The 23,032-nt window shown below is 60.9% G+C and carries 23 protein-coding genes and 1 other RNA gene; 13 read left to right on the plus strand and 11 right to left on the minus strand.

All coding sequences use genetic code 11. The features are described from left to right. Positions 1-84 precede the first annotated feature (84 nt). The 4 genes from gnd to WGT02_RS18420 form a co-directional block, all read right to left on the minus strand. The gene (gene gnd, locus WGT02_RS18405; protein ID WP_208249726.1) at positions 85-1,104 is read right to left on the minus strand and encodes a phosphogluconate dehydrogenase (NAD(+)-dependent, decarboxylating); all 1,020 of its coding nucleotides are present in this window, start codon (positions 1,102-1,104) and stop codon (positions 85-87) included. Positions 1,105-1,365: 261 nt separating this feature from the next. Beyond that, positions 1,366-1,524, minus strand: a non-coding RNA gene (gene ssrS, locus WGT02_RS18410) — 6S RNA. Positions 1,525-1,597: 73 nt separating this feature from the next. Further along, entirely contained in the window at positions 1,598-1,975 is a 378-nt protein-coding gene (locus WGT02_RS18415; protein WP_007802567.1) for a cell division protein ZapA, read from the minus strand. Between the two features lie 13 nt (positions 1,976-1,988). Then, positions 1,989-2,264 (minus strand): DUF4164 domain-containing protein, encoded by a 276-nt coding sequence (locus tag WGT02_RS18420; protein ID WP_024315384.1) that lies wholly within the window; start codon positions 2,262-2,264, stop codon positions 1,989-1,991. 334 nt (positions 2,265-2,598) lie between these two features. On the opposite strand from WGT02_RS18420, the gene tkt reads away from it, so the two are divergent. The 8 genes from tkt to WGT02_RS18460 all read left to right on the plus strand — a co-directional run bounded on the left by tkt (position 2,599) and on the right by WGT02_RS18460 (position 12,105). Further along, a complete protein-coding gene (gene tkt, locus WGT02_RS18425) occupies positions 2,599-4,572 on the plus strand; it encodes a transketolase (protein ID WP_024315383.1) in 1,974 nt (657 codons plus the stop codon). Between the two features lie 64 nt (positions 4,573-4,636). Beyond that, the gene (gap, locus tag WGT02_RS18430; protein ID WP_024315382.1) at positions 4,637-5,647 is read left to right on the plus strand and encodes a type I glyceraldehyde-3-phosphate dehydrogenase; all 1,011 of its coding nucleotides are present in this window, start codon (positions 4,637-4,639) and stop codon (positions 5,645-5,647) included. Between the two features lie 122 nt (positions 5,648-5,769). Next, positions 5,770-5,910, plus strand: coding sequence for a hypothetical protein (locus WGT02_RS18435; protein WP_007802558.1), 141 nt, complete (start codon positions 5,770-5,772; stop codon positions 5,908-5,910). A gap of 92 nt (positions 5,911-6,002) precedes the next feature. Next, positions 6,003-6,311: a hypothetical protein gene (locus WGT02_RS18440; protein ID WP_024317260.1), complete on the plus strand. Its 309-nt coding sequence runs from the start codon at positions 6,003-6,005 to the stop codon at positions 6,309-6,311. 366 nt (positions 6,312-6,677) lie between these two features. Further along, complete coding sequence (locus WGT02_RS18445; protein ID WP_024317261.1) at positions 6,678-8,528, plus strand: potassium/proton antiporter; 1,851 nt, start codon at positions 6,678-6,680, stop codon at positions 8,526-8,528. Between the two features lie 69 nt (positions 8,529-8,597). Beyond that, positions 8,598-9,800 (plus strand): phosphoglycerate kinase, encoded by a 1,203-nt coding sequence (locus WGT02_RS18450; RefSeq protein WP_024317262.1) that lies wholly within the window; start codon positions 8,598-8,600, stop codon positions 9,798-9,800. Between the two features lie 221 nt (positions 9,801-10,021). Further along, entirely contained in the window at positions 10,022-11,047 is a 1,026-nt protein-coding gene (locus WGT02_RS18455) for a class I fructose-bisphosphate aldolase (protein WP_208249724.1), read from the plus strand. A gap of 140 nt (positions 11,048-11,187) precedes the next feature. Next, the gene (locus WGT02_RS18460) at positions 11,188-12,105 is read left to right on the plus strand and encodes a PhzF family phenazine biosynthesis protein (protein WP_024317264.1); all 918 of its coding nucleotides are present in this window, start codon (positions 11,188-11,190) and stop codon (positions 12,103-12,105) included. Here WGT02_RS18460 and WGT02_RS18465 read toward each other — a convergent pair. Beyond that, a complete protein-coding gene (locus WGT02_RS18465) occupies positions 12,102-12,266 on the minus strand; it encodes a hypothetical protein (RefSeq protein ID WP_093041322.1) in 165 nt (54 codons plus the stop codon). The two genes, WGT02_RS18460 and WGT02_RS18465, sit on opposite strands and share 4 nt — an antisense overlap. A 171-nt stretch (positions 12,267-12,437) precedes the next feature. Here WGT02_RS18465 and WGT02_RS18470 point away from each other — a divergent pair, with 171 nt between their 5' ends. The 3 genes from WGT02_RS18470 (at position 12,438) to WGT02_RS18480 (ending at position 14,824) form a co-directional block, all read left to right on the plus strand. Then, complete coding sequence (locus WGT02_RS18470) at positions 12,438-13,718, plus strand: MFS transporter (RefSeq protein WP_024317265.1); 1,281 nt, start codon at positions 12,438-12,440, stop codon at positions 13,716-13,718. Positions 13,719-13,740: 22 nt separating this feature from the next. Then, on the plus strand, positions 13,741-13,932 hold the full coding sequence (locus tag WGT02_RS18475; protein WP_024317266.1) for a DUF1192 domain-containing protein: 192 nt from the start codon (positions 13,741-13,743) through the stop codon (positions 13,930-13,932). A 376-nt stretch (positions 13,933-14,308) separates the two neighbouring features. Next, complete coding sequence (locus WGT02_RS18480) at positions 14,309-14,824, plus strand: DUF1465 family protein (protein WP_024317267.1); 516 nt, start codon at positions 14,309-14,311, stop codon at positions 14,822-14,824. Positions 14,825-14,975: 151 nt separating this feature from the next. Here the strand turns inward: WGT02_RS18480 and rpmE are convergent, their stop codons facing one another. Continuing rightward, a complete protein-coding gene (rpmE, locus tag WGT02_RS18485; RefSeq protein ID WP_007527409.1) occupies positions 14,976-15,197 on the minus strand; it encodes a 50S ribosomal protein L31 in 222 nt (73 codons plus the stop codon). A 192-nt stretch (positions 15,198-15,389) separates the two neighbouring features. On the opposite strand from rpmE, the gene WGT02_RS18490 reads away from it, so the two are divergent. After that, entirely contained in the window at positions 15,390-17,192 is a 1,803-nt protein-coding gene (locus WGT02_RS18490; protein WP_208250560.1) for an ABC transporter transmembrane domain-containing protein, read from the plus strand. Positions 17,193-17,408: 216 nt separating this feature from the next. Here WGT02_RS18490 and WGT02_RS18495 read toward each other — a convergent pair whose 3' ends face one another. Next, entirely contained in the window at positions 17,409-17,642 is a 234-nt protein-coding gene (locus tag WGT02_RS18495; protein WP_208249721.1) for a hypothetical protein, read from the minus strand. A gap of 144 nt (positions 17,643-17,786) precedes the next feature. On the opposite strand from WGT02_RS18495, the gene WGT02_RS18500 reads away from it, so the two are divergent. Further along, positions 17,787-17,975, plus strand: coding sequence for a YegP family protein (locus tag WGT02_RS18500; protein WP_007527415.1), 189 nt, complete (start codon positions 17,787-17,789; stop codon positions 17,973-17,975). 30 nt (positions 17,976-18,005) lie between these two features. Here WGT02_RS18500 and WGT02_RS18505 read toward each other — a convergent pair whose 3' ends face one another. The 4 genes from WGT02_RS18505 to WGT02_RS18520 form a co-directional block, all read right to left on the minus strand. After that, positions 18,006-19,646 carry an FAD-binding dehydrogenase gene (locus WGT02_RS18505; RefSeq protein WP_208249720.1) on the minus strand — a complete coding sequence of 547 codons (1,641 nt, stop codon included), beginning with the start codon at positions 19,644-19,646 and terminating at the stop codon, positions 18,006-18,008. Between the two features lie 175 nt (positions 19,647-19,821). Beyond that, a complete protein-coding gene (locus WGT02_RS18510; RefSeq protein WP_024317271.1) occupies positions 19,822-20,853 on the minus strand; it encodes a peptidoglycan -binding protein in 1,032 nt (343 codons plus the stop codon). Positions 20,854-20,856: 3 nt separating this feature from the next. Next, on the minus strand, positions 20,857-21,957 hold the full coding sequence (locus WGT02_RS18515) for a hypothetical protein (protein WP_024317272.1): 1,101 nt from the start codon (positions 21,955-21,957) through the stop codon (positions 20,857-20,859). Positions 21,958-22,057: 100 nt separating this feature from the next. Further along, the gene (locus tag WGT02_RS18520; RefSeq protein WP_024317273.1) at positions 22,058-22,858 is read right to left on the minus strand and encodes an inositol monophosphatase family protein; all 801 of its coding nucleotides are present in this window, start codon (positions 22,856-22,858) and stop codon (positions 22,058-22,060) included. Positions 22,859-23,032: the final 174 nt, after the last annotated feature.

A 23,032-nucleotide genomic window follows, 5' to 3' on the forward strand; every position in this document is an offset into this window, starting at 1 on the left:
CTCTCGACAATATATCGCGCTGTATAAAAGAAAAGCCCGCACAGATGGCGCTGTGCGGGGCTTCAAAATGCAAAGGATAGCAGCCTACCCCTTCGGCTTCTCGACGTGCCCGCCGAAGCCGGCGCGCATCGCCGAGAGCACCTTGTTGGCGAACTCGTCATTGTCACGCGACGAGAAGCGGCCGTGAAGCGCCGCACTCAGGACCGGCGTCGGCACACTTTCATCGATCGCAGCCATGATCGTCCAGCGGCCCTCCCCTGAATCGGAAACGCGACCCGCAAACTTGGTGAGGACGGGATCGGCATGCAGAGCGTCGGCCGTCAGATCGAGGAGCCACGACGTAATGACGCTGCCGCGGCGCCAGACCTCTGCAACATCTGGCAGATTGAAGTCGTAACGATAGTGTTCGGGATGAGCCAATGGCGCGGTTTCCGCATCGACCGCATGCGTCGCCGCACCGATGTTCGCATGCTTCAGGATGTTCAGGCCCTCGGCATAGGCGGCCATCAGGCCATACTCGATGCCATTGTGCACCATCTTGACGAAGTGACCGGCGCCATGCGGACCACAATGAAGGTAACCTTGTTCCGCTGTGCTTTCCGTATGTGCGCTGCGACCCTCCGAAGGAGCGGTGCTTCCTTGCCCTGGCGCCAGAGACGCAAAGATCGGCGACAGCGACTGGACGATGCCCTTCTCGCCGCCGATCATCAGGCAATAGCCGCGTTCGAGGCCAAAGACGCCACCGCTGGTGCCGACGTCGACATAGTGGATGCCCTTGGTGATGAGCTCGGCACCACGCCGGATATCGTCGTGATAATAGGAATTGCCGCCATCGATGATGATGTCGTCGTCGTGCAGCAACGGCAGAAGTTGGGCGATGACCTTGTCCGTGATCGCCGCCGGCAGCATCAGCCAGACGGCGCGCGGGCGCGACAGCTTCGAGACGAACTCCTCGAGAGAGGGGCTACCGACAGCTCCCTTATCGACGAGATCGGCAACGCTCTCCGGCTTGGCGTCGTAGACGACGCATTCATGGCCATCGCGCATCAATCGCTGGACCATGTAGTTGCCCATGCGGCCCAAACCAACCATGCCAAGCTGCATCTCAAGTCTCCTGGAAAATTAAATCGATATGGTTCCGGAAACTAGCACTCGCAATACAGCAAGCAAGAGACGTCTCTGTCACATTTGGATCATGACGCCAAGCATGAGACCGACCCACGGTGGCAGCGAACGGCAGGCAAGAGATCGAGCCTTGTCGATACTGGATCAGTTGAACGAAGATCTTGGAAGGATGAACGATGAGGTCCGCCGCGCGGAGCACACGAAGACTGCAGGCGGGGAAAGCGGGCGGAAAAAGGGAAAGCGCGATCCACGGCAACCGATGGATGTTTACGATCCTGGGTGCCTACAAACGTAGGTGGGCACCGTGTGTCCAGGCCCACGAGCCTGGTCAGGGACAGCTCCCTTTGGATCGAGTATGGCCCCAGGGATTGTGGTTCCTGTCGAGGGGCGCAGACCGCATTCCGATATATAAGGCTGATTTCCGCGGCGCGCCAGAGGGTGCGGGACGCCGCACCTATTTAATTGAGTTCGTTCAATTGAGCTCGGCTGGCGCCCTGCCGTTCAGCTTGTCGGTAATGCCGCGGATACGGCTCGTCACCTCGCCGAGCGCCGCAGCAAGGCTCTCTTCGGTGCGGGCATTCGCCGCCAGCACCGTGTCGCTGGTGTTGCGCAAGGTGCCGAGTTCGGATTCGAGATCCGCGACGCGGCGGTTCAGCTCCGAAATTTCGTCCATCACCATGATGCCTGCCATGACGGTAATTCGAAGGTCACCGATTTCGCCGAACTGACCCTTGAGGTGGCCGACATAGTTGTCGAAGCGCGTCGCGAGATCCGTCAGGTGGTCTTCCTGCCCTTCCTCGCAGGCCATGCGGTAGGCCTTGCCATCGATCGTTACAGTTACCTGCGCCATGTGCTGCGCCTTTCTATCGGTCCAGAACCGCGCGGATTGTCTCCATGGCCGTCACCAGCCGCCGCGAGACCTCGCGATTGACTTCCTCGAGCCGATTCGCGCGGAACTCGGCCTGGTCCAGCTCCTGGGCAAGCTTCGAGCGATCGGCATGAATACGGCGAACCTCGCCTTCGATCTCGCCCTGCTCTCGCTGGTGCTCGATACGCATCTCGACTGCGTTCTCGAGCCCCGAGATTGCTTGCCGCAGCTCGTTGAGTGCTGCTTCCATGATTTTGCCTGTAGGCGTCATGTCTCTTCCGGTTCCCCGCACAAGACCCCGAATCGGCGCCCGAGACCGATCCAGTATTTCCAAAAGGATACGCACCTCGCCAACGGTGCGTCAATAAAGCCGGCACCGCGGCTGCCGACCTATTCTGTGGATGACGACAATCAACTGCTGGCAGGAGCAGCATTCAACTTTTGTAAAAATTGATGGTCAAATGTCTAAAATCGATTGGAGCGGCGCTCAGCGGACCTTCAATTTATTGACTTGGCCGTTCCAACTGCTATGTGTCACCCGCTCTCATTGATGGTCTCCACAGGCTCGAGGCCATCCCCCGACACCGGAACTCCGTGGAACAGCCATGACCTCTCCTGAACAAAACGACCGGATGGCAAATGCGATCCGTTTCCTCGCCATGGATGCAGTGGAAAAGGCGAACTCCGGGCATCCCGGCATGCCGATGGGCATGGCCGACGTGGCGACGATCCTCTTTACAAAGTATCTGCGGTTCGACCCGAAGAAGCCGCATTGGCCGAACCGCGACCGCTTCGTTCTGTCGGCCGGCCACGGCTCGATGCTGCTCTACTCGCTGCTCTATTTGACCGGCTATCCTGACATGACGGTGGAAGACCTGAAGCAGTTCCGCCAACTCGGCTCCAAAACCGCCGGCCATCCTGAATACGGCCACGCAACCGGCATCGAAACGACCACCGGCCCGCTCGGCCAGGGGATTGCCAATGCCGTCGGCATGGCGATCGCCGAGCGCAAGCTGCGCGAGGAATTCGGCGCCGAACTGCAGGACCACTACACCTATGCCATCTGCGGCGATGGCTGCCTGATGGAAGGCATCAGCCACGAAGCGATCGCGCTTGCAGGCCATCTGAAGCTGAACAAACTGGTTCTTTTCTGGGACAACAACTCGATCACCATCGACGGCGCCGTCTCCTTGTCGGACTCCACCGACCAGGTTGCCCGCTTCAAGGCCGTTCACTGGAACACGATTGAGATCGACGGTCACGATCAGGCTGCCATCGCGGCTGCCATCGAAACCGCCCACACGTCTGATCGCCCGACGTTTATCGCCTGCAAGACGATCATCGGCTTCGGCGCTCCGAACAAACAGGGCACCCACAAAGTCCACGGCAACCCGCTCGGTGCCGACGAAATCGCGGCGACCCGCAAGGCGTTGGACTGGGAATACGAACCCTTCGTCGTTCCCTCCGACGTTCTCGACGCATGGCGCGCAGCCGGCAGCCGCTCGATTGATCTCGTCAACGCCTGGGAAGACGGCCTCGCCAAGTCCGCACACAAGGCAGAGTTTACCCGCCGTTTCGCCGGCGAACTGCCGGAAGGCTTCGATGCCGCGATCAGCGCCTACAAGAAGAAGCTCATCGAAACCAAGCCGACGATCGCCACCCGCAAGGCATCGGAAGATGCGCTGGAAGTCATCAACGGCTTCCTGCCGGAAACGCTCGGCGGTTCCGCTGACCTGACGCCGTCGAACAACACCAAGACCAGCCAGATGCATTCGATCACGCCGACGGATTTTGCCGGACGCTACATGCACTGGGGCATCCGCGAGCACGGCATGGCTTCTGCCATGAACGGTGTGGCGCTGCACGGCGGCCTCATTCCCTACGGCGGCGGCTTCCTGATTTTCTCGGACTATTGCCGCCCGCCGATCCGCCTCGCATCGCTGATGGGCATCCGTGTCATCCACGTATTGACGCACGACTCGATCGGCGTTGGCGAAGACGGCCCGACCCACCAGCCGGTCGAGCAGATCGCCGGCCTGCGCGCCGTTCCGAACCTGCAGGTGTTCCGTCCGGCCGACGCTACCGAAACGGCCGAATGCTGGCAGATCGCCATCAAGTCGAAGGTTCACCCGTCCGCTCTTGCGCTCACTCGCCAGAACCTGACGACGGTGCGCACCGAGTACAGTGAGAAGAACCTCTGCGAACAGGGCGCCTACACACTCGCTGGCAATACCGACGCGAAGGTGACGATCTTCGCCTCGGGCTCGGAAGTCGAGCTTGCGGTTGCCGCCCGCGCAACGCTGGAAGCCAAGGGCGTCAGCGTCCGGGTCGTATCCGTTCCCTGCACCGAACTGTTCTTCGAGCAGCCGGAAGCCTACCGCAAGGAAGTCATCGGCAACTCGCCGGTCAAGATCGCCGTCGAAGCCGCCGTCCGCGAGGGCTGGGATGCCTTCATCGGTCCGGAAGGCAGCTTCGTCGGCATGAAGGGCTTCGGCGCGTCCGGCCCGGCGAAGGACGTCTTCAAGCATTTCGGCATCACCGCGGACGCCGTGGTCGCTGCCGCAGAAGCAAAACTCTAAGAGAGCGCTCAGGCGCTCTCCAACAACTCAATCCGCAAGCCCCATCTCTAGGGAGTGAATGCACATGACTGTAAAGGTTGCCATCAACGGCTTCGGCCGCATCGGCCGCAACGTTCTCCGCGCTATCGTAGAATCTGGCCGCACCGACATCGAAGTCGTTGCCATCAACGACCTCGGCCCGGTCGAGACCAACGCCCATTTGCTGCGCTACGATTCTATCCACGGCAAGTTCCCGGCCGAGGTAAAGGTTGAGGGCGACACGATCACTGTCGGCGGCGGAAAGCCGATCAAGGTGACCGCGATCAAGGACCCGGCAACGCTGCCGCACAAGGAACTCGGCGTCGACATCGCGATGGAGTGCACCGGCATCTTCACCGCCCGCGACAAGGCTGCCGCCCACCTGACGGCCGGCGCAAAGCGCGTCATCGTTTCGGCTCCTGCCGACGGTGCCGACCTGACGGTCGTCTTCGGCGTCAATGATGACCAGTTGACCAAGGAACACCTGGTCATCTCCAACGCGTCCTGCACGACGAACTGCCTGGTTCCGGTCGTCAAGGTCCTCGACGACGCTGTCGGCATCGATCACGGCTTCATGACCACCATCCACTCCTACACCGGCGACCAGCCGACGCTCGACACGATGCACAAGGACCTTTACCGCGCCCGCGCTGCAGCCCTGTCGATGATCCCGACCTCGACCGGCGCCGCCAAGGCCGTCGGCCTCGTCCTGCCGCATCTTAAGGGCAAGCTCGATGGCACCTCGATCCGCGTTCCGACCCCGAACGTCTCGGTCGTCGACTTCAAGTTCGTCGCCAAGAAGGCCACGACCGTCGGCGAAATCAACGAAGCGATCAAGGCTGCCGCAAACGGCAAACTCAAGGGCATCCTCGGCTACACCGACGAGCCGCTCGTTTCCCGTGACTTCAACCACGACAGCCACTCATCGATCTTCGCAACTGATCAGACGAAGGTCATGGAAGGCAACTTCGTGCGTGTCCTGTCCTGGTACGACAACGAGTGGGGCTTCTCCAGCCGCATGTCCGACACCGCCGTTGCCTTCGCAAAGCTCATCTAAGAGCATCGCGACATAAATCGTCGAAAGCGGCTCGGGTAACCGGGCCGCTTTTCTTTTGGCGCCAAACGGACTAGCGTCATAGCCACAAGACAATGCCGGATGGATGGCTGGCGGATTCACCCATGAAAATTCTCATGACGATCATCGTTTTCCTCATGGTCGCGAGCGTGTTGAGCTTGAGCGTCGTTGGTGGGCGCAGTTCCAAGCAGATCGCCGAAGGGCAGCCGCTGATGGCGTCCACACGCGTCATGGGGCCTCGATAATCCGCGCGCCTAGAGCGATAGGACTGGCGCGGCCCGATCGATCACCGTAGTGTCGATCGAAGACACGCGGCGCAGAGGCGAGAGAGAATTTGATGGACTACTTTACGATCGAGATCGGCGGTCAAGCGATCGCAAGCTTTCGCTCCGAGAATGCCGACGATGCCAAGAATTTCTTCGAGGCTGAGGATTTCCGCGAGGACCTGACGGTCCTGCAGTCCCAAGGCAAGCCGGTTTGGGATGGGGTCGCTGCGCTCAACCTGCGCAAGGCAACCGCCGACGAAGCAAGCGAAGTCGAGCACGCCTACGAGTTCGACGACGATCCGGAGCGGACCATCGACGACGAGTTCGTCGTCTTCCTGATTCCGATTTCCGACATCGCCGATGAGGACGACGACGCCTGAGCGGTTGCGATCAGATAAGCGAGCGCGCTAAAAGCGGCCCTGTGCTGAAACCCGGCGCGGCTCTCCTTGAGGCCACGCACTGATTGCGAGGAAAAGCGCGAGAGCGCTGCTTCTGCCCTGCTATCGCCCGATTTGCTCATACACTCGATTCATGCTCCTTCGTGAGCGCTCATCCGGCTTTGCCGTTCGGCACGCCAAAACAGCAGCATGAAGCCGCAAAGCAGCACGGGTTTGACCGCAAGGCCTACCCATCCCGTTTGTTTTGCCGTTTACTTATGGCCGCTTGGGGTGACCACGAAAGGGCGACTTGAAATGGGCTGCGGGACCGGGGGCGGTCTGCATTGACTTGCGGGTAAGGGGATAGGCATGGAAGCGTTCTACATCGTCGTACTGGTCTCGACGACGCTCGTGCTCCTCGCCGCATTTTCCAGCCTGCTCGCCTTCCGCTTCGGCGCTCCCCTCCTCCTGCTCTTCCTGGCGATCGGCCTGCTTGCGGGCACGGACGGCCTCGGCATCGAGTTCACCAACAATTATCTCGCCTACATCCTCGGCTCCATCGCGCTGGCAGTCATCCTGTTCGACTCCGGCTTCGGAACGCCGGTGCAGGCCTTCAAGCTTGCGGCCATACCCTCGCTGACGCTTGCCTCCGTTGGCGTCCTGATAACGGCCGCACTCATTGGCGTCGCCGCCATGTGGATGCTGAACTTCACCTTTCTGGAAGGCCTGCTGCTCGGCTCCATCGTCGCCTCCACTGACGCGGCGGCGGTCTTCTTCCTGCTGCGCATCGGCGGCATCAATATTCGCGACAAGGTGCGCTCGACGCTCGAGGTGGAATCTGGAACCAACGATCCGATGGCGATCTTCCTGACCATCGCCCTCGTCGAGATTCTTGCCAGCGGCGAACGGTACCACGGCATCAACATCGGCATGCTTGCCATGTTCGTGCAGCAGATGGGCCTTGGCGTCATCCTCGGCCTGCTCGGGGGCATGATGATCGTTCTGATCGTGAGCAAGCTGGAGACGGATCGCGGCCTGACGCCGATCTTCGTGCTCGCTTTGGCGCTACTTGTCTTTTCGGCGACCGGCGCGGTCGGGGGAAGCGGTTTCCTTGCCGTCTACGTTGCCGGCATCTACGCTGGCAATCGCAGGCTCCATGGTTATGCCGCCATCAAGCGCTTCCAGGACGGCATGACCTGGCTTGCCCAGATCATCATGTTCCTCGTCCTCGGCCTGCTGGCGACTCCGTCGCAGTTTCCCGCGATCGCCATCCCCGCCGTGCTGCTCGCCCTGTTCCTGATCTTCATCGCACGCCCGCTCGCCATCTGGCTGTCGCTGCTGCCCTTCGACTATACGCAGCAGGAGATCGGCTTTGTTGCATGGGTCGGTCTGCGCGGCGCCGTGTCGATCCTGCTTGCCATCATGCCCATTCTCGGCGGCCTGGAGAATGGTCAGGTCTATTTCAATACTGCCTTCATCATCGTGCTCGTCTCGCTTCTGGTGCAGGGCTGGACGATCAAGCCGGTCGCCAAGAAGCTTGGGCTCATCATCCCGCCGCGGATGGGCGCCGTTGACAAGGTGGAAGTCGATCTGCCTGGCGCAGCAAACCACGAGCTTCTGTCCTACCGCGTCGTCAAGGACAGCCCGGTGCTGCGCGGCGAGCGCATCCCGCGCTGGGCAACGCCGTCGCTCGTCATCCGCGATGGCAAGTCGATGCGCTACCAATATGCCGGAAGGTTGCGTGAGAACGATCTTGTCTATCTCTTCGTTGTTCCTTCCTATTCGCGGCTTCTCGACAAGCTCTTTGCCAGCCGTGCGCCGGTCGAGGAGGACGATGCCGATTTCTTCGGCGCCTTCGCGCTGTCTCCGGCCCGGCCGGCCGCCGATCTCGACGCTGCCTATGGCCCCGGCCTGCTGAACGAATCCGAGAAGGGCCTGACGATCGCCGAACTGATGAAACACCGCCTGGGCGGCAAAGCCGACTATGCCGACCGGGTGCGCCTCGGTTCCATCATCCTCATCGTGCGCGACCTCGACGACCACGATCACATCACCTCGGTCGGCATGTCGCTCGAGGCCCTCGAGCCTGCCACGGCCCTGCCGATCTTCCTCAATCTGCACGATATCATCGACCGCATCCACGAGCGTTTCAAAGGCCGCAGAAACCGCGAAGCAGCCGCCAGTGCGGCATCCGGCAAGGGCGATGAAAACCCGCAATGACCGCCTTGCGTCTGCGGTCATCCTTGCTATGGTCCCCGCATCTTTGGGCAATAACGAACGGACTTTTCCATGCCTTCCTTCAAGACCCTCGACGACCTCAACGACATTGCCGGCAAGCGCGTCCTCGTTCGCGTTGACCTCAACGTTCCGGTCAAAGACGGCAAAGTGACCGACATCACGCGGATCGAGCGCGTTGCTCCGACGATCATCGAGCTGTCGAAGAAAGGTGCCAAGGTCATCTTGCTGGCACACTTCGGCCGCCCTAAGGACGGTCCGTCGCCGGACCTCTCGCTGTCGCTGATCGCTCCGTCTGTCGAGGAGGTGCTTGACCGCCCGGTCGCGACGGCGAGCGACGTCATCGGCGATGCCGCAGCCGCTGCGATTGCATCGATGAAGGACGGCGACATCCTGCTTCTCGAAAACACCCGCTTCCACAAGGGCGAAGAAAAGAACGACCCGGACTTCGTCAAGGCGCTTGCGGCAAATGGCGATATCTACGTCAACGATGCGTTCTCCGCTGCCCACCGCGCGCATGCCTCGACGGAAGGCCTCGCGCATCATCTTCCTGCGCATGCCGGCCGCACGATGCAGGCCGAGCTCGAGGCGCTGGAAAGCGGCCTTGGCAATCCGGCCCGACCGGTCGTGGCCATTGTCGGCGGCGCCAAGGTGTCAACCAAGATCGATCTCTTGATGAACCTCGTGAAGAAGGTCGATGCGCTGGTGATCGGCGGCGGCATGGCGAACACCTTCATCGCCGCGCGCGGCACCAATGTGGGCAAGTCGCTCTGCGAGCATGATCTTGCAGAGACCGCAAAGCAGATCATGATCGAAGCGGCCACGGCCGGCTGCGCCATCATTCTTCCCGAGGACGGCGTCGTTGCCCGCGAATTCAAGGCGAACGCAACCAACGAGATCGTCGCGATCGACGCGATCCCGGCCGATGCCATGGTCCTCGACGTGGGCCCGAAATCGATCGAGGCGGTCAAAGCATGGATCGAGCGCGCCCAGACCCTGGTCTGGAACGGACCGCTCGGCGCATTCGAGATCGAACCGTTCGACAAGGCGACGGTCGCCGCAGCGAGATACGCGGCCGAGCGCACCAGGGCCGGCAAGCTCGTCTCGGTTGCCGGCGGTGGCGACACGGTCTCGGCCCTGAACCACGCCGGCGTTGCCGACGATTTCAGCTATGTGTCGACTGCAGGCGGCGCCTTCCTCGAATGGATGGAGGGCAAAGCGCTTCCCGGCGTTTCCGTCCTGTCCAAAGCGAAATAATCAGCACAAACGGATTTAACAAATTTTACATGTAGATAGACCGCGGCGCGAAAGCTCCGCGGTCTTTTGCTCACTGCGAGTACAAAAGTTCAAACTTTCAAACGATTGAAAAAAATTCAAACGTTTCAATCAATTTTGCTGCCGTTTTCCCACCCATAAACTTCTGTTATCCGCGACCTATATTCATCGATTGACGATTTTTTTGCTGTGGAGAAGGCGATATGAGCGAACGTTTGGAAGACATTGCCGTGCGTATGGTAGCTGGTGGCCGCGGGCTGCTTGCAGCGGATGAATCGACAGGCACGATCGGAAAGCGGTTCGACACGATCGGACTTCAATCGACGGAGACGAGCCGCCGCGACTACCGCGAAATGCTGTTCCGCACGGAAGACGCGATGCGTCAGTATATTTCCGGCGTGATCCTCTACGAGGAAACCCTCCACCAGAAGGCGGCAGACGGCACGCCCTTCGTCGACATCATCCGCGCGGCCGACAGCATTCCGGGCATCAAGGTCGATATCGGCGCGAAGCCGATGGCAGCCTATCCCGGCGAAACCATCACCGAAGGCCTCGACGGGCTGGCAGAGCGGCTGGCGAAGTACTATGAAGCCGGCGCCCGCTTCGCCAAGTGGCGCGGTGTCATCGCAATCTCTCCCACCCTCCCGACATGGGGCTCCATGAAGGCCAATGCGCATGCGCTCGCCCGCTATGCTGCGCTGTGCCAGCAAGCCAACATCGTTCCGATCGTCGAGCCTGAGTGCCTGATGGATGGCAAGCCGGGTGACCACAACATCGATCGCTGCGCCGAGGTCACGGAATGGACGCTGCGCACGGTCTTCGAAGAACTGGCTGATGCCCGTGTCAGCCTCGAGGGCATGATCTTGAAGCCGAACATGGTCATCGATGGCAAGAACGCCCGCAAGGCATCGGTGGCCGAGGTCGCCGAGCGCACGGTCGAGGTGCTGAAGCGCACCGTCCCGTCCGCCGTTCCGGGCATCGCCTTTCTCTCCGGCGGCCAGTCCAGCGAAGAAGCGACGGCGCATCTTTCCGCGATCAACTCCGGCTACGACCTACCATGGGCCGTCACCTTCTCCTACGGCCGCGCCCTGCAGGATACGGCGCTGAAGGCCTGGGGCGGCAAGCCGGAAAACGTCGCCGCCGGCCAGCGCGCCTTTGCCCATCGCGCCGAGATGAACAGCCTCGCCGCCAAGGGCAGCTGGAAGAAGGACCTCGAGCAGGCCGCGTAAGCCTCTTCTCGACTGACGAAACGGAAGAAACCGGTCGCCAAGGCGGCCGGTTTTTCCATTGTAACGGCGACAAGTTTTCCGCTTCTTCAGCCGGCCGATCGCCGGTAGAGATCATGGCTTCAGCCAGTTCGGGAACCGCCATGAAAACCGTTGCTTTCACGACCGTCGATGTCTTCACCTCCGCTCGCTTCGAGGGCAACCCGCTGGCTGTGATCACGGAAGCGCGTGGGCTAACCGATACTGACATGCAGAACATCGCCGCCGAGTTCGGCTATTCGGAAGTTACCTTCGTCCTGCCGCCGGAAGATCCGGCAAATACCGCCCGCGTCCGCATCTTCACACCGACGATGGAAGTGCCCTTCGCCGGACATCCGAACGTCGGAACGGCCTATGTGCTCGGGCAGCAGGCGCATGTCTTCGGGCGGCCAGTCGGCGACCGCCTGCGCTTCGAGGAGAAGGCCGGCCTCGTCGAAGTCGATTTGAAGCGCAACGGCAATGAGGTGCTGTCGGCGGCCATTCGGGCGCCGAAGCCGCTCGCCATCGGCGCCACGGTCTCTGAGCAGACTGTTGCCCGTTGCATCGCGATCGGGCCGCAGGATATCCGCGTGGCGAAGCATTCGCCGGTTGTTGCATCGGTGGGGCTGAGTTTCGTCGTTGCCGAACTTGCAGATCTTGCCGCCCTTGGCCGCGCCCGCCCGAACCTTGCATACTTTCAAGACGCTGCCGCCCCGACCGCCGAAGGCAACCACGACTTCTCGCTGTTCGTCTACGTCCGCTCCGGGGAAAACCCATGGACGATCCGCGCACGGATGTTTGCGCCGCTCGACAACGTGCCGGAAGATCCGGCGACCGGCAGCGCCTCGGCGGCACTCGGCGCCTACCTCCTTTCGCTAGAGCCGGATGCGAACATGAGCGTTTCGCTGACCATAGAGCAAGGCGTCGAGATGGGACGCCGCAGCATCATCGCAATTGACGTGGTCAAGAAGGACGGCATCGTCACCGACGTGACGATTTCGGGCGGCTGCGCGCCTGTCATGCGCGGTGAAATCGCGTACTAGACGAAGACATCGCGCCCGATCAGCGCCACCGCCCAGATCGCGAAGGCGATCAGCGCGATCTTCCAGAAATCCATGCGTCGCTGCAGCCCGGGAACACCCAGCGGCTTGATCAGCTGAATCGCCATCGCCAGGATGAGCAGCAGAGCGATCAGCTTCGTCATGTCTTTATTTTTCCATCTCTTATGAATGTCACAGGACGGACATTTTTTCGCGTCACGACTGCATTTATTCATGCCGTAAAGGCATTTGGGGGCACAATCAATCATCTCGAGGCTGGGCGACACTGCGTGTTGCCGTATGACCTTTGACATTCAACGCATAGAGTCTGCTAAATGAAAAGAAATCTGCTGTCCGTCGCCTCGCTTCTCTTCGGGACGCTCTTTCTCTTCATGGGCAACGGGTTGCAGGGCATCCTGCTTCCGATGCGCGGCAATCTGGAAGGCTACGCAACAACCACCCTCGGCCTGCTCGGCACCTCCTGGGCCGCTGGCTTCGTCATCGGCTGCCTCGTCGCACCGAAACTTGTGCGCCGTGTCGGCCACGTGCGGGCCTTCTCCGGCTTCATTGCCATCATCGCAATCATCGCGCTTGTCAGCGGTATCATCATCCACCCGGTCTGGTGGGTGCTGTTGCGAGCCGTCACCGGCTTTGCGACCGCCGGCACTTCGATGATCATCGAGAGCTGGCTGAACGAGCGCGCTACCAATGAGAGCCGCGGCGCGATCTTCTCGCTCTATATCGCCATTACACTCTTCGGCGTCGTGGCGGGCCAGATGATGATCCCGCTGGAGGATGTGCGCACGCCCGTCCTGTTCATGATCTGCGGCATCTTCTACTGCATCGCGATGCTTCCGACGACGCTCTCGACCGCAGCCTCGCCGCAGCCGCTGAAGGCCGTCAAGCTCGATCTGCCAGCCCTTTACCGCAACTCCCCCGTATCCTGCCTTGGCATTCTTCTCGTCGGCATCGCCAACGGCGCCTATGGTACGCTGGGTGCGGTCTTCGGCGCGGGCTCCGGCCTTTCCGATACCAGCATTGCCATCATGATGAGCGCCACCATTTTCGCCGGCGCCCTGATGCAGCTGCCGGCAGGTCGCCTTTCTGATCGCATCGATCGCCGCCACGTGCTCGCGGCGATGTCCGCAATTGCTGCTATCGCCGGCCTGCTGCTGGCGATCCTGCAGCCCTCCTCGCCCTACTTCATCATCGGCCTTGTCGTGCTCTACGGCGCCGTTGCAAACACGCTCTATCCAATCGCGGTCGCACACGCCAACGACTATGCCTCCGCCGAGGACTTCGTGAAGGTATCCGGCGGACTGCTGCTCCTCTACGGCATCGGCACCATCATCGGCCCGACCATCGGCGGCCCAGTCATGTCGATGATCAGCCCGCACGCCCTGTTCCTGGTAACGGCGGTCGCCCATGTGCTGATCACCGCCTACGCCATCATTCGCAGCCGCATGCGCGCCGCCGTTCCGGTCGGCGACCGCGACGCCTTTACCACCATTCCGACGGCCACGTCGCAAACGCTGACGCCCGAAAGCATGTCGCTTGCGGACCGCGGAACCGGCAAGACTCCCGAAACCGGCGATCCTGCCCTAAAATATAGCTGAGGCAAAAAAGGGAGGACTCCATATGAGCTTCATCGACGACGACCGGCCGCAGAAGAAGGTTACGCACGAGATCGGTGCCGACCTCTCCACCTTATCGGTCGACGAGTTGCGAGCGCGCGTCGCGCTGCTCAAAGCCGAGATCGTGAGAATCGAAGCAGAGGCCGCCAGCAAGACATCGACAAGATCAGCGGCGGAAAGCCTCTTCCGCTCGTAATTCGAGAGCGGGGTATTACAGCAAACTAGCGCTCGAAAGGTGTTAATCCGGGACAGGTTTAAGCGGCCATTAAGCTTTATAAGGTATTACTGTACTCATCCAGATCTTCTCTGGATCTCAGACAGTTTTCCATGCGGTGAATTGGTCTGATTTTTCTCCCTGTTTTACCTTGAGAGCCGCTTTTGCGGCTCTTCTTTTTTATTGCGCTGGGGACCATTTCCATGAAACTGTGGAAGTTAACCCTTTCTTAAGAAACGCCTTGCGCAATTCCGCTAAAGCTACCATCTTAAAAGCATAAAGAACGGCCGGAGAGACCTTTTCCCTCCGGCGGGCGTTACCTGACCATAAGTAGATGCGTGCAACAGGGACTGTTTAAATGTCAGAGCTTGGATTGAACACAATCAGTTTTGCAGGTCGCGCTGCCGCATCCTCGCAGTTCAAGGCGCTGTATTCGGAAGGCATGTCGCTGGTCGAAGAAACCGCCGCCTATCTCGATGGCCAGGGTCGCACAGCCTCCAAGGTTCTGCCGCGCATGGCGTCCGTTCTCTATGCGGCAGAGTCGATGCGACTGACCACCCGCCTCATGCAGATGGCCTCCTGGCTGCTGCTGCAGCGCGCCGTTAACAACGGCGAGATGTCGCGCGATCAGGTTCTGGCCGAGAAGAACAAGGTTCGCCTCGACGGCTTTAACGTCGATCGCAACGCACCGGGCTGGGGCGATCTGCCGGAATCCTTCCGCCACCTGATCGAACGCTCGTTGCGCCTGCAGAACCGCGTCGCCCTGCTCGATCGCGAAATCTATCGCCCGGCCGAGGCACCGATCGTTCCCGATAACCAGAACAGCGTCCAGGCTCAGCTCAGCCTGCTGCAGACGGCCTTCGGCAACAACTGAGCCGCCTCAAACTGAATTCACGAAACCGGCTGCGTCCTGCGCAGCCGGTTTTTCGTTGTGTGCGCAACAGAAAGCAACGCCAGGGCATGCGCTCAAAAACAAAGAGCCCCGCCGAAGCGGGGCTCTTTCAAATTCCACCAAGTGGCAACAATTAGAGGCCGAGGCCGCCGAAACGCTTGTTGAACTTGGAAACGCGGCCGCCACGGTCCATGAGCTGCTGGTTGCCACCAGTCCATGCCGGATGCGACTTGGAGTCGATTTCGAGGTTCATGACTGCGCCTTCAGAGCCCCAGGTCGAACGGGTCTCGTATTCGGTGCCGTCGGTCATGACTACCTTGATCGTGTGATAGTCGGGATGGATATCTGCCTTCATAACAATCTTCCTGCCATGCAACGTCCAAATTGACGCATCATCATTGCGACAAGAGGACCGATTGAATAAATGAAGCCGCAGACGCAAACGCCACGGCTTCCCATTAGGATGGGCTGCCTATACATGAAGGCCGGCAGGATAACAAGAGCCATCGGCCGCGGATAAGCGGTGTCGAAGGCGATCGGAGACGAAGTGGCATACGCAGGGCAAGCAGGGGGAAAAAAGTCGGGATCGCTGAAGCCGCTAGGCCGGCTGACGCCCTATGTCGTGCGCTATCGCGGCATGGTCGCCGGTGCCCTCGCTTCCCTTGCGCTTGCCGCCATCACCTCGCTCGCCCTGCCGCTCGCCATACGCCGCATGATCGACCATGGCTTCACGCAGGCCGACGGCAGCTTCATCAACAGCTATTTTCTGATGCTGATGATCATGGCGATCGTGCTGGCCGTCGCGAGCGCCCTTCGCTACTACTTCGTCATTACGCTCGGAGAGCGTGTGGTCTCCGATCTTCGCCGTGATGTCTTCAGCCATGTGACGCGGCTGTCGCCGTCCTTTTTCGATGTCAACCAATCGGGCGAGATCGTCTCACGCCTGACGGCGGACACGACACAGATAAAGTCAGCGGTCGGCGCGACCGCTTCCGTCGCCTTGCGCAACCTTATTCTCTGCCTCGGCGCGATGGGCATGATGATCGTGACGTCGCCAAAGCTGTCCAGCCTTGTGATCGGGGCGATTCCGTTGATCGTCTTTCCGCTGGTTGGCTTCGGTCGCTCGGTGCGGAAGCGCTCGCGCTCCGCCCAAGATACTCTGGCGGACGCCTCCGCCTTCGCCAACGAAACGATCGCCGCCAGCCGCACCGTCCAGGCCTTCGGCGGAGAGGACGCCGCTGCCACCCGGTATGGCACCGCTGTGGAAACGGCATACGATGCCGCCCGCGCGGCTATACGCTCGCGCGCCCTGCTGACAGGCATCGCCATTACCCTTATTTTCGGTAGCGTCGTCGCCGTTCTCTGGGTCGGAGCTCACAACGTCCTGGCGGGCACGCTTTCGCCCGGCACGCTCGGCCAGTTCCTTCTCTACTCCGTCATCGCCGCCGGCTCGCTCGGCGCTCTTTCCGAAGTCTGGGGCGAACTTTCGCAAGCTGCGGGTGCGGCCGACCGGCTGACCGAACTGCTCGATGAAGTCTCGCCGATTACAGCGCCCACGGTGCCCGCTGCTCTGCCTGCTCCGGCGCATGGTCGTGTCCAGTTTACGGGCGTGCATTTTGCCTATCCGTCGCGCCCGGAGAGATCCGCCCTCCATGGCCTGAGCTTCGAGGTAGCCCCCGGGGAGACCGTCGCGATCGTTGGTCCCTCCGGTGCGGGCAAGAGCACCGTCTTCTCGCTGCTGCTCCGCTTCTATGATCCGCAACAGGGTGCGGTAAAAATCGACGACGTCGATGCCCGCAGCACCGATCCCGACGCGTTGCGCAAACGCCTCGCGATCGTGCCGCAGGATGTGACGATCTTTGCGGCCTCCATTCACGACAACATCGCCTTCGGCCGCCCAGAGGCGAGCCGTGAAGAGGTGCGTGCCGCCGCGATCGCTGCACAGGCCGACGAATTCATTGCCCGCTTGGACAAGGGATACGGCACCGAGGTCGGCGAGCGCGGCATCACGCTCTCGGGTGGTCAACGCCAGCGTATCGCCATCGCCCGTGCCATTTTGAAGGACGCGCCGGTCTTGCTGCTCGACGAGGCAACCTCGGCACTGGACGCCGAAAGCGAAACCCTTGTGCAGAAAGCCCTCGACGGCCTCATGACCGGCCGCACGACCCTTGTCATTGCCCATCGCCTCGCGACCGTGCTGAAGGCTGACCGGATCCTCGTCATGGATCAGGGTCGCGTCGTCGAAGAGGGAACGCATCAGACCCTTATTCGACACGGCGGCATATACGCCAAGCTGGCCAAGCTGCAGTTCGAAACAGGTGCCGGAGACTTTCTCGCCGCAGCAAAGTGATCGTCCGACTGCACGTTCCTTCCCATCGCCAGCCTCCGGCGGTGGTATCGACATTACACTCGGTTTATAGACGGATTTAACGTCGCCGCGCGGTGAGAAAGGCTCTGGTGAAGCCGATAGATTTCGCCGATACGTTGATCCTACTCGTCGCCGTGGCCGTCGTCATATCGATGCTGCTGTGCTGTCGCTCGCTCCGGGAGGTCCGGGATTGGTCGCTCACCGACTTTGGTCAGAAGAAGTCGAATGGACGACGACCGACCCGGCCGGAAACCCCATCGATGCCGCGGGCATCCCCTCGCAGCAGCGCAACTCCCCGATGATAAAGGCGAGTTCGAGCCGTTTATCGCTCGTGTTGGAACCGTCGCGATATTGATGCTCTATCTCGGCTTTCCTGGTGCTCTTCGCGCCGTACCTGATCAACACGTTCTCGTCGGTCTTCTCGATTTTCAAACCGCAGTGCGGCGCATTTCCTGCACGAAATCGGCTCGTCGCGCCGGTTGCAAAGCACGCAAATATCCCGATGGAATAGTTGCGTTTTTTGTTCTAGGCTGCGCCTGCAGATAGGACATCATCCTGATTCCGGGAGAAAAATCGATGTATAAGTTCGAAGTTTACAAGGACAAGGCTGGCGAGTTCCGTTTCCGTTTCAAGGCGCCGAATGGCGAATCCATGTTCGGCTCCGAAGGCTATAAGGCTAAGGCATCGGCGCTGAGCGCCATCGAATCCATCAAGAAGAATTCTCCCGGCGCAGAAGTCGTCGACACGACGAAGGCTGAGGCCTGATCAAATCAGGCGGCGCCAAACGCGCCGCCTCTACACCGCCCGCCCGGCAACCCTGCCGGAAAAGATGCAGCCGCCGAGGAATGTTCCCTCGAGCGCGTTATAGCCATGCATGCCCCCGCCGCCAAAGCCGGCCACCTCGCCCGCGGCATAGAGCCCAGGCACCGGATCACCACTATGGCCGATCACTCGTGCGGAAAGATCCGTCTCCAGACCACCTAAAGATTTGCGCGTCAGGATGTGCAGCCGCACCGCAATCAATGGTCCGGCCTGCGGGTCAAGCAGCGAGTGGGGCTTTGCCGTGCGCATCAACCGGTCCCCGAGATAGCGCCGAGCGCCGCGAATGGCGATGACCTGCGCGTCCTTCGAAAAGGCGTTGCCAATCTCCCTGTCGCGGGCCTCGATCTGCGTCCTGAGACGGCTTGCATCCACGCGCCTTTCACCTGTCAACCCGTTCATGCCGTCGACAAGCGCTTCCAGCGTATCGCGAACGATGAAATCCTCTCCCCTGTCCATGAAGGCCTGAACGGGTCCCGGCGGCTCCTTGCCCAATCGCTTGAGCAGCAGGCGGATATCCTTGCCGGTGATGTCTGGATTCTGTTCGGAGCCGGAAAGGGCAAACTCCTTCTTGATGATTGCTTTGGTCAGGATGAACCAGCTGTGGTCATGACCCGTCGCGCAGATTGCCTTCAGCGTCGCCAGCGTATCGAAACCGGGCATCGCAGGTGCGGCAAAGCGGTTTCCATCGGCATCGCACCAGAAGGAGGATGGGCCGGGCAGGATGCGTATGCCGTGATTGCGCCAGATCGGATCCCAGTTCTTCAGCCCCTCCGTATAGTGCCACATCCGGTCCGAATTGATTTCTCGCCCACCCGCGCGCTCGGTGATCTCGATCATCCGTCCGTCGACATGGGCGGGCACGCCCGCGACCATGCTCGCCGGAGGTCGTCCGAGCCGATCGACCGGCCATTTGCGGCGCACCGCGTCATGATTGGCCCCGATGCCCCCTGAAGTCACGATCGTCGCACCGGCCCGTATCTCGAAGAGCGCCGCAAAAATGCGGTTTGTCTCCTGGCCTCGAACGGAAGCGTCCGGCTGAAGGATCGTGCCACGGGCGCCGCAGACGACACCGTCTTGCACGACAAGGTCATCCACCTGATGCCTGAACAGAAGCGTGACAAGACCCTTCGCCTCCGCCTCGCGCACACGGCGAATAAATGGTGCAAGCACGGCCGGTCCGGTTCCCCACGTGACATGGAAGCGCGGCACGGAGTTGCCGTGGCCATGCGCCAAGCCGCCTCCCCGCTCAGCCCAGCCAACAACCGGGAACCAGCGCATGCCCTGCTGATAGAGCCAGCGGCGTTTCTCGCCTGCGGCAAATTCGAGGTAGCCCTCCGCCCAGCGACGCGGCCAGTAGTCTTCCGGCCGGTCGAACGATGCCGAACCCATCCAGTCCTGCCGTGCAAGGCCAAGATTGTCACGGATACCGAGTAGCCGCTGTTCCGGGCTATCGACGAAGAACAGCCCGCCAAGAGACCAAAACGCCTGCCCGCCAAGGCTCTGCTCGCCCTCCTGCTCGACGATGCAGACCTTCCGTCCGCGATCGGCCGCCTCCGCTGCCGCGACGAGCCCGGCAAGACCTGCGCCGATGACCAGCACATCGCATTCGATCAAAGCATTCTCCCCCACGTCTCATCGAACCTATGCGGAGCCTCGCTCGGCGACAACGCCACTTTTCCCGAGACGATATCTTTTGCAGCCCGATCCGAGAGACGCTTGTTGCACAGGAACGACCTTAGCCGGCAGCAATTGCAGCCGATCTTTTCGACTGGCGAAACGCCGCGTAGACCTACTTCTCGGTGAGCTTCAGTTCGATACGACGGTTGGTGGCGCGTGCTTCTTGGGTGTCGCCTGGCGCGATGGGCTGGAACTCCCCGAAGCCGGCAGCGACGAGACGGTCGGCCGGCACGCCGCGGGAGATCAGAAACTTGACGACGGAGATCGCGCGCGCAGAAGACAGCTGCCAGTTATCTCCGTACCTGCCGGTGCCCGCGAGCGGCACGTTGTCCGTATGTCCGTCGACGCGCAGGACCCAGTTGATCTCCGGCGGGATTTCCTTCGCAACGTCGAGAAGCGCCGTCGCAAGCTTTGCCATCTCGCCCTGCCCGTCCGGATTGAGATCCGCACTGCCAGAGGGAAACAGGACCTCAGACTGGAAGACGAAGCGGTCACCGACGATCCTGATATTCTCGCGATCGGACAGAATCTCGCGCAAGCGCCCGAAAAAGTCGGACCGGTAGCGGTTGAGTTCCTGCACGCGTTGCGCCAGCGCGACGTTGAGGCGACGGCCAAGATCCGCGATCTTCGTCTGCGAGGTCTGATCCTTCTGCTCGGAGGCCTGCAGGGCGGCTTCTACGGCGGCGATCTGGCTGCGCAACGCGGCAATCTGCTGGTTCAGCAACTCGACCTGGCTCATCGCCCGGTCGCTCATCTGCTTCTGTTCGTCGAGTTCCTTGGTGAGGCTGCCGATACGCGACTGTGCAGCGCTCTGGCCTCCCGAGCCAGCATCAAGCAGCGCCTTCAGCCGCGATCGCTCGCTTTCGGCCGACGACAAGGAGGCCTGAAGATTGGCGACGCTGTCCTCGAGGTCCTGCTTGCTTCCCTTCTCGAGAGCAAGCAGCTGCGTCAACTCGTTGATCTGACTGTTCAGACGGTTCAGCACCTCGTCACGGCCGGAGATTTCGCGGCTCAGGATATATTGGCCGACAACGAAGACGGTCAGCACGAACATGATGGAGATCAGCAGCGTCGACAGCGCGTCGACGAAACCTGGCCAGTACTCCACCGCGCGCTCGCGGCGGCGGTTGCGGGCAAGAGCCATAGCTTACTTGCCCTCGCTTTTTTCGGTTTGCGGCGTGCGTTGAACGCGCTCGCTCAAACCATGCCTTTCTTGCGAGCCAATCCGCTCGGCCAGACGATCAAGCGTGCGGCGCATCGCTTTCGTCTCTTCCTGCTGCGCGTCGATCCAGTCGCGCAGCATCTGCTGCTCATTGCGCATATTCTTGACCAGGCCCTGAATACCTTCGGCAAGATTTGCCATCGCCGCAACCGACCTCTGGGTGCCGCCGCTGCCCTCCTCGGAGATCCGGCGCATATAGTCGGAGAGCGCGCGAACCTCTTCGGGCGAGACCGCCGAGGTGCCGCTGATGGCGGGCATGGCGGTATCGGGGCCAACGTCGGTTACCGACGAAAGCCAGTTTTCCAGCTCCATGTAGAACCGGTTCTGAGCGCGACCCGCCTGGAGATCGAGGAAGCCGAGAATGAGCGAACCGGACAAGCCGAGCAGCGACGACGAGAATGCCTGACCCATGCCCGAAAGCGGCGTCGCAAGGCCCTCCTTCAACGCACCAAGAACATCGGTCGAGCCATTCGAGCCCGCATCGAGCGACTGGATGACCGAGCTGATCGAGCCGATTGTGCCGATAAGACCCCAGAACGTGCCAAGCAGACCGAGAAAGACCAGAAGACCGATCAGGTAGCGTGACACATCGCGCGATTCATCAAGGCGGTTGGCAATGGAATCGAGAATGGAGCGGAAGGCCGCGGTCGACAGTCCCGCCGAAGCACTACGGCTGCCAATCAGCGTTCGCATTGGAGCGAGCAGCTTGGGATTGCGTCCGACTTTGTCGGCGCTGCCTGCGGCGCGGAACGAATTGAACCATCGCACTTCCGGCCGCAGCGACAGCACATGGCTGAAGACGAGGATGATACCGACCGCCAGGACACCGAGGATCAAACCGTTGAGGCCCGGATTGTACATGAAGGCAGTCTGCGTCTGTCGGAAAAGAATGGCGGCAATGAACCCGACGATGACCAGAAACAGCACCATCGTCCAAAGAAACGGCATCGGACTGGAAAGTTTATAGCTGTAGTTGCTCGTGGTTTTTTCGGTCGAGCCGAATTCAGCCACATTCACATTTTCCATAGGTTCCGCAGCCTCCGGATTCATTTCAGCCGGAGACTAGAGCAACATTGTGCCGAATTGAAGTATGCGGAAACGAAAACCGTGTCTTTACAACAGCGATTTACCGGCTAGGAACGGGACGCTTGGCCACCTCAAGCAATGCCTTCTGGATATATTCGTTGCCCGCGACGACCGAACCGGTCTCGAGAATGGACGAACCGCCATCCCAATCGGACACATAGCCGCCGGCTTCGCGGATAAGGAGGATGCCCGCCGCGATATCCCAGGCCGACAGCGCGGTTTCCCAGTAACCGTCGAAGCGACCGGCCGCCACGTAGGCAAGATCTAGGGAGGCCGCGCCCATGCGGCGAATGCCGGCGACTTCGCCCATCACGTGACGAAGCTCAACGAGGAACTTACCGTGATTGCCGCGGCCGAGGTGCGGAACACCGCAGGCAACGACGGAATCCGAAAGCACGCGGCGGGCGCCGACGCGCAGACGGCGATCGTTCAGGAAGGCGCCACCGCCACGCTCGGCGGTGTAGAGCTCGTCCGTTGCCGGATTGAAGACGACGCCAGCGACGATCTCATTGTTGCGCTCAAGTGCGATCGATACCGCAAACATCGGAATGCCGTGCAGGAAGTTGGTCGTGCCGTCGAGCGGATCGACGATCCAGCGGTGCGCACCGTCCGTACCCTTGATCTCCTCGCTCTCTTCTCCGAGGAAGCCATAAGTCGGGCGGGCCTTCAGGAGTTCGTCCTTGACGATCTTCTCCGCCTTGCGGTCGGCATTTGACACGAAATCGCCCGGACCCTTGACCGAGACCTGCAGGTTCTGGACTTCTCCGAAATCACGCCCCAGCGATTTTCCTGCCTTGATGGCAGCCTGAACCATGACATTGAGGAGAGCTGAACGAGCCATGTGAGCACTTTTCCTTGAGCGATAATACGGTGCGCGCTGTCAGGGCGGGAAAGGTCCCTGATCGCCGGAGAAGGCAGCGCTCGATAAGATTGGCGGCCTCAAGACCACAAAATCGGGAAAATTTCAAGAGAAGACAGGCGCTGCACGGCGCCGCTCGAACAAATGACGCAGAAT

This window comes from Rhizobium sp. T1470, assembly GCF_042140505.1.
Lineage (GTDB): Bacteria > Pseudomonadota > Alphaproteobacteria > Rhizobiales > Rhizobiaceae > Rhizobium > Rhizobium favelukesii.

Bases quoted from the DNA above. Each gene is read 5' to 3' on its own strand.
- gnd (WP_208249726.1), bottom strand. From the start codon at position 1,104: ATGCAGCTTGGCATGGTTGGTTTGGGCCGCATGGGCAACTACATGGTC.
- WGT02_RS18415 (WP_007802567.1), bottom strand. From the start codon at position 1,975: ATGGCGCAGGTAACTGTAACGATCGATGGCAAGGCCTACCGCATGGCC.
- WGT02_RS18420 (WP_024315384.1), bottom strand. From the start codon at position 2,264: ATGACGCCTACAGGCAAAATCATGGAAGCAGCACTCAACGAGCTGCGG.
- tkt (WP_024315383.1), top strand. From the start codon at position 2,599: ATGACCTCTCCTGAACAAAACGACCGGATGGCAAATGCGATCCGTTTC.
- gap (WP_024315382.1), top strand. From the start codon at position 4,637: ATGACTGTAAAGGTTGCCATCAACGGCTTCGGCCGCATCGGCCGCAAC.
- WGT02_RS18435 (WP_007802558.1), top strand. From the start codon at position 5,770: ATGAAAATTCTCATGACGATCATCGTTTTCCTCATGGTCGCGAGCGTG.
- WGT02_RS18440 (WP_024317260.1), top strand. From the start codon at position 6,003: ATGGACTACTTTACGATCGAGATCGGCGGTCAAGCGATCGCAAGCTTT.
- WGT02_RS18445 (WP_024317261.1), top strand. From the start codon at position 6,678: ATGGAAGCGTTCTACATCGTCGTACTGGTCTCGACGACGCTCGTGCTC.
- WGT02_RS18450 (WP_024317262.1), top strand. From the start codon at position 8,598: ATGCCTTCCTTCAAGACCCTCGACGACCTCAACGACATTGCCGGCAAG.
- WGT02_RS18455 (WP_208249724.1), top strand. From the start codon at position 10,022: ATGAGCGAACGTTTGGAAGACATTGCCGTGCGTATGGTAGCTGGTGGC.
- WGT02_RS18460 (WP_024317264.1), top strand. From the start codon at position 11,188: ATGAAAACCGTTGCTTTCACGACCGTCGATGTCTTCACCTCCGCTCGC.
- WGT02_RS18465 (WP_093041322.1), bottom strand. From the start codon at position 12,266: ATGACGAAGCTGATCGCTCTGCTGCTCATCCTGGCGATGGCGATTCAG.
- WGT02_RS18470 (WP_024317265.1), top strand. From the start codon at position 12,438: ATGAAAAGAAATCTGCTGTCCGTCGCCTCGCTTCTCTTCGGGACGCTC.
- WGT02_RS18475 (WP_024317266.1), top strand. From the start codon at position 13,741: ATGAGCTTCATCGACGACGACCGGCCGCAGAAGAAGGTTACGCACGAG.
- WGT02_RS18480 (WP_024317267.1), top strand. From the start codon at position 14,309: ATGTCAGAGCTTGGATTGAACACAATCAGTTTTGCAGGTCGCGCTGCC.
- rpmE (WP_007527409.1), bottom strand. From the start codon at position 15,197: ATGAAGGCAGATATCCATCCCGACTATCACACGATCAAGGTAGTCATG.
- WGT02_RS18500 (WP_007527415.1), top strand. From the start codon at position 17,787: ATGTATAAGTTCGAAGTTTACAAGGACAAGGCTGGCGAGTTCCGTTTC.
- WGT02_RS18510 (WP_024317271.1), bottom strand. From the start codon at position 20,853: ATGGCTCTTGCCCGCAACCGCCGCCGCGAGCGCGCGGTGGAGTACTGG.
- WGT02_RS18515 (WP_024317272.1), bottom strand. From the start codon at position 21,957: ATGGAAAATGTGAATGTGGCTGAATTCGGCTCGACCGAAAAAACCACG.
- WGT02_RS18520 (WP_024317273.1), bottom strand. From the start codon at position 22,858: ATGGCTCGTTCAGCTCTCCTCAATGTCATGGTTCAGGCTGCCATCAAG.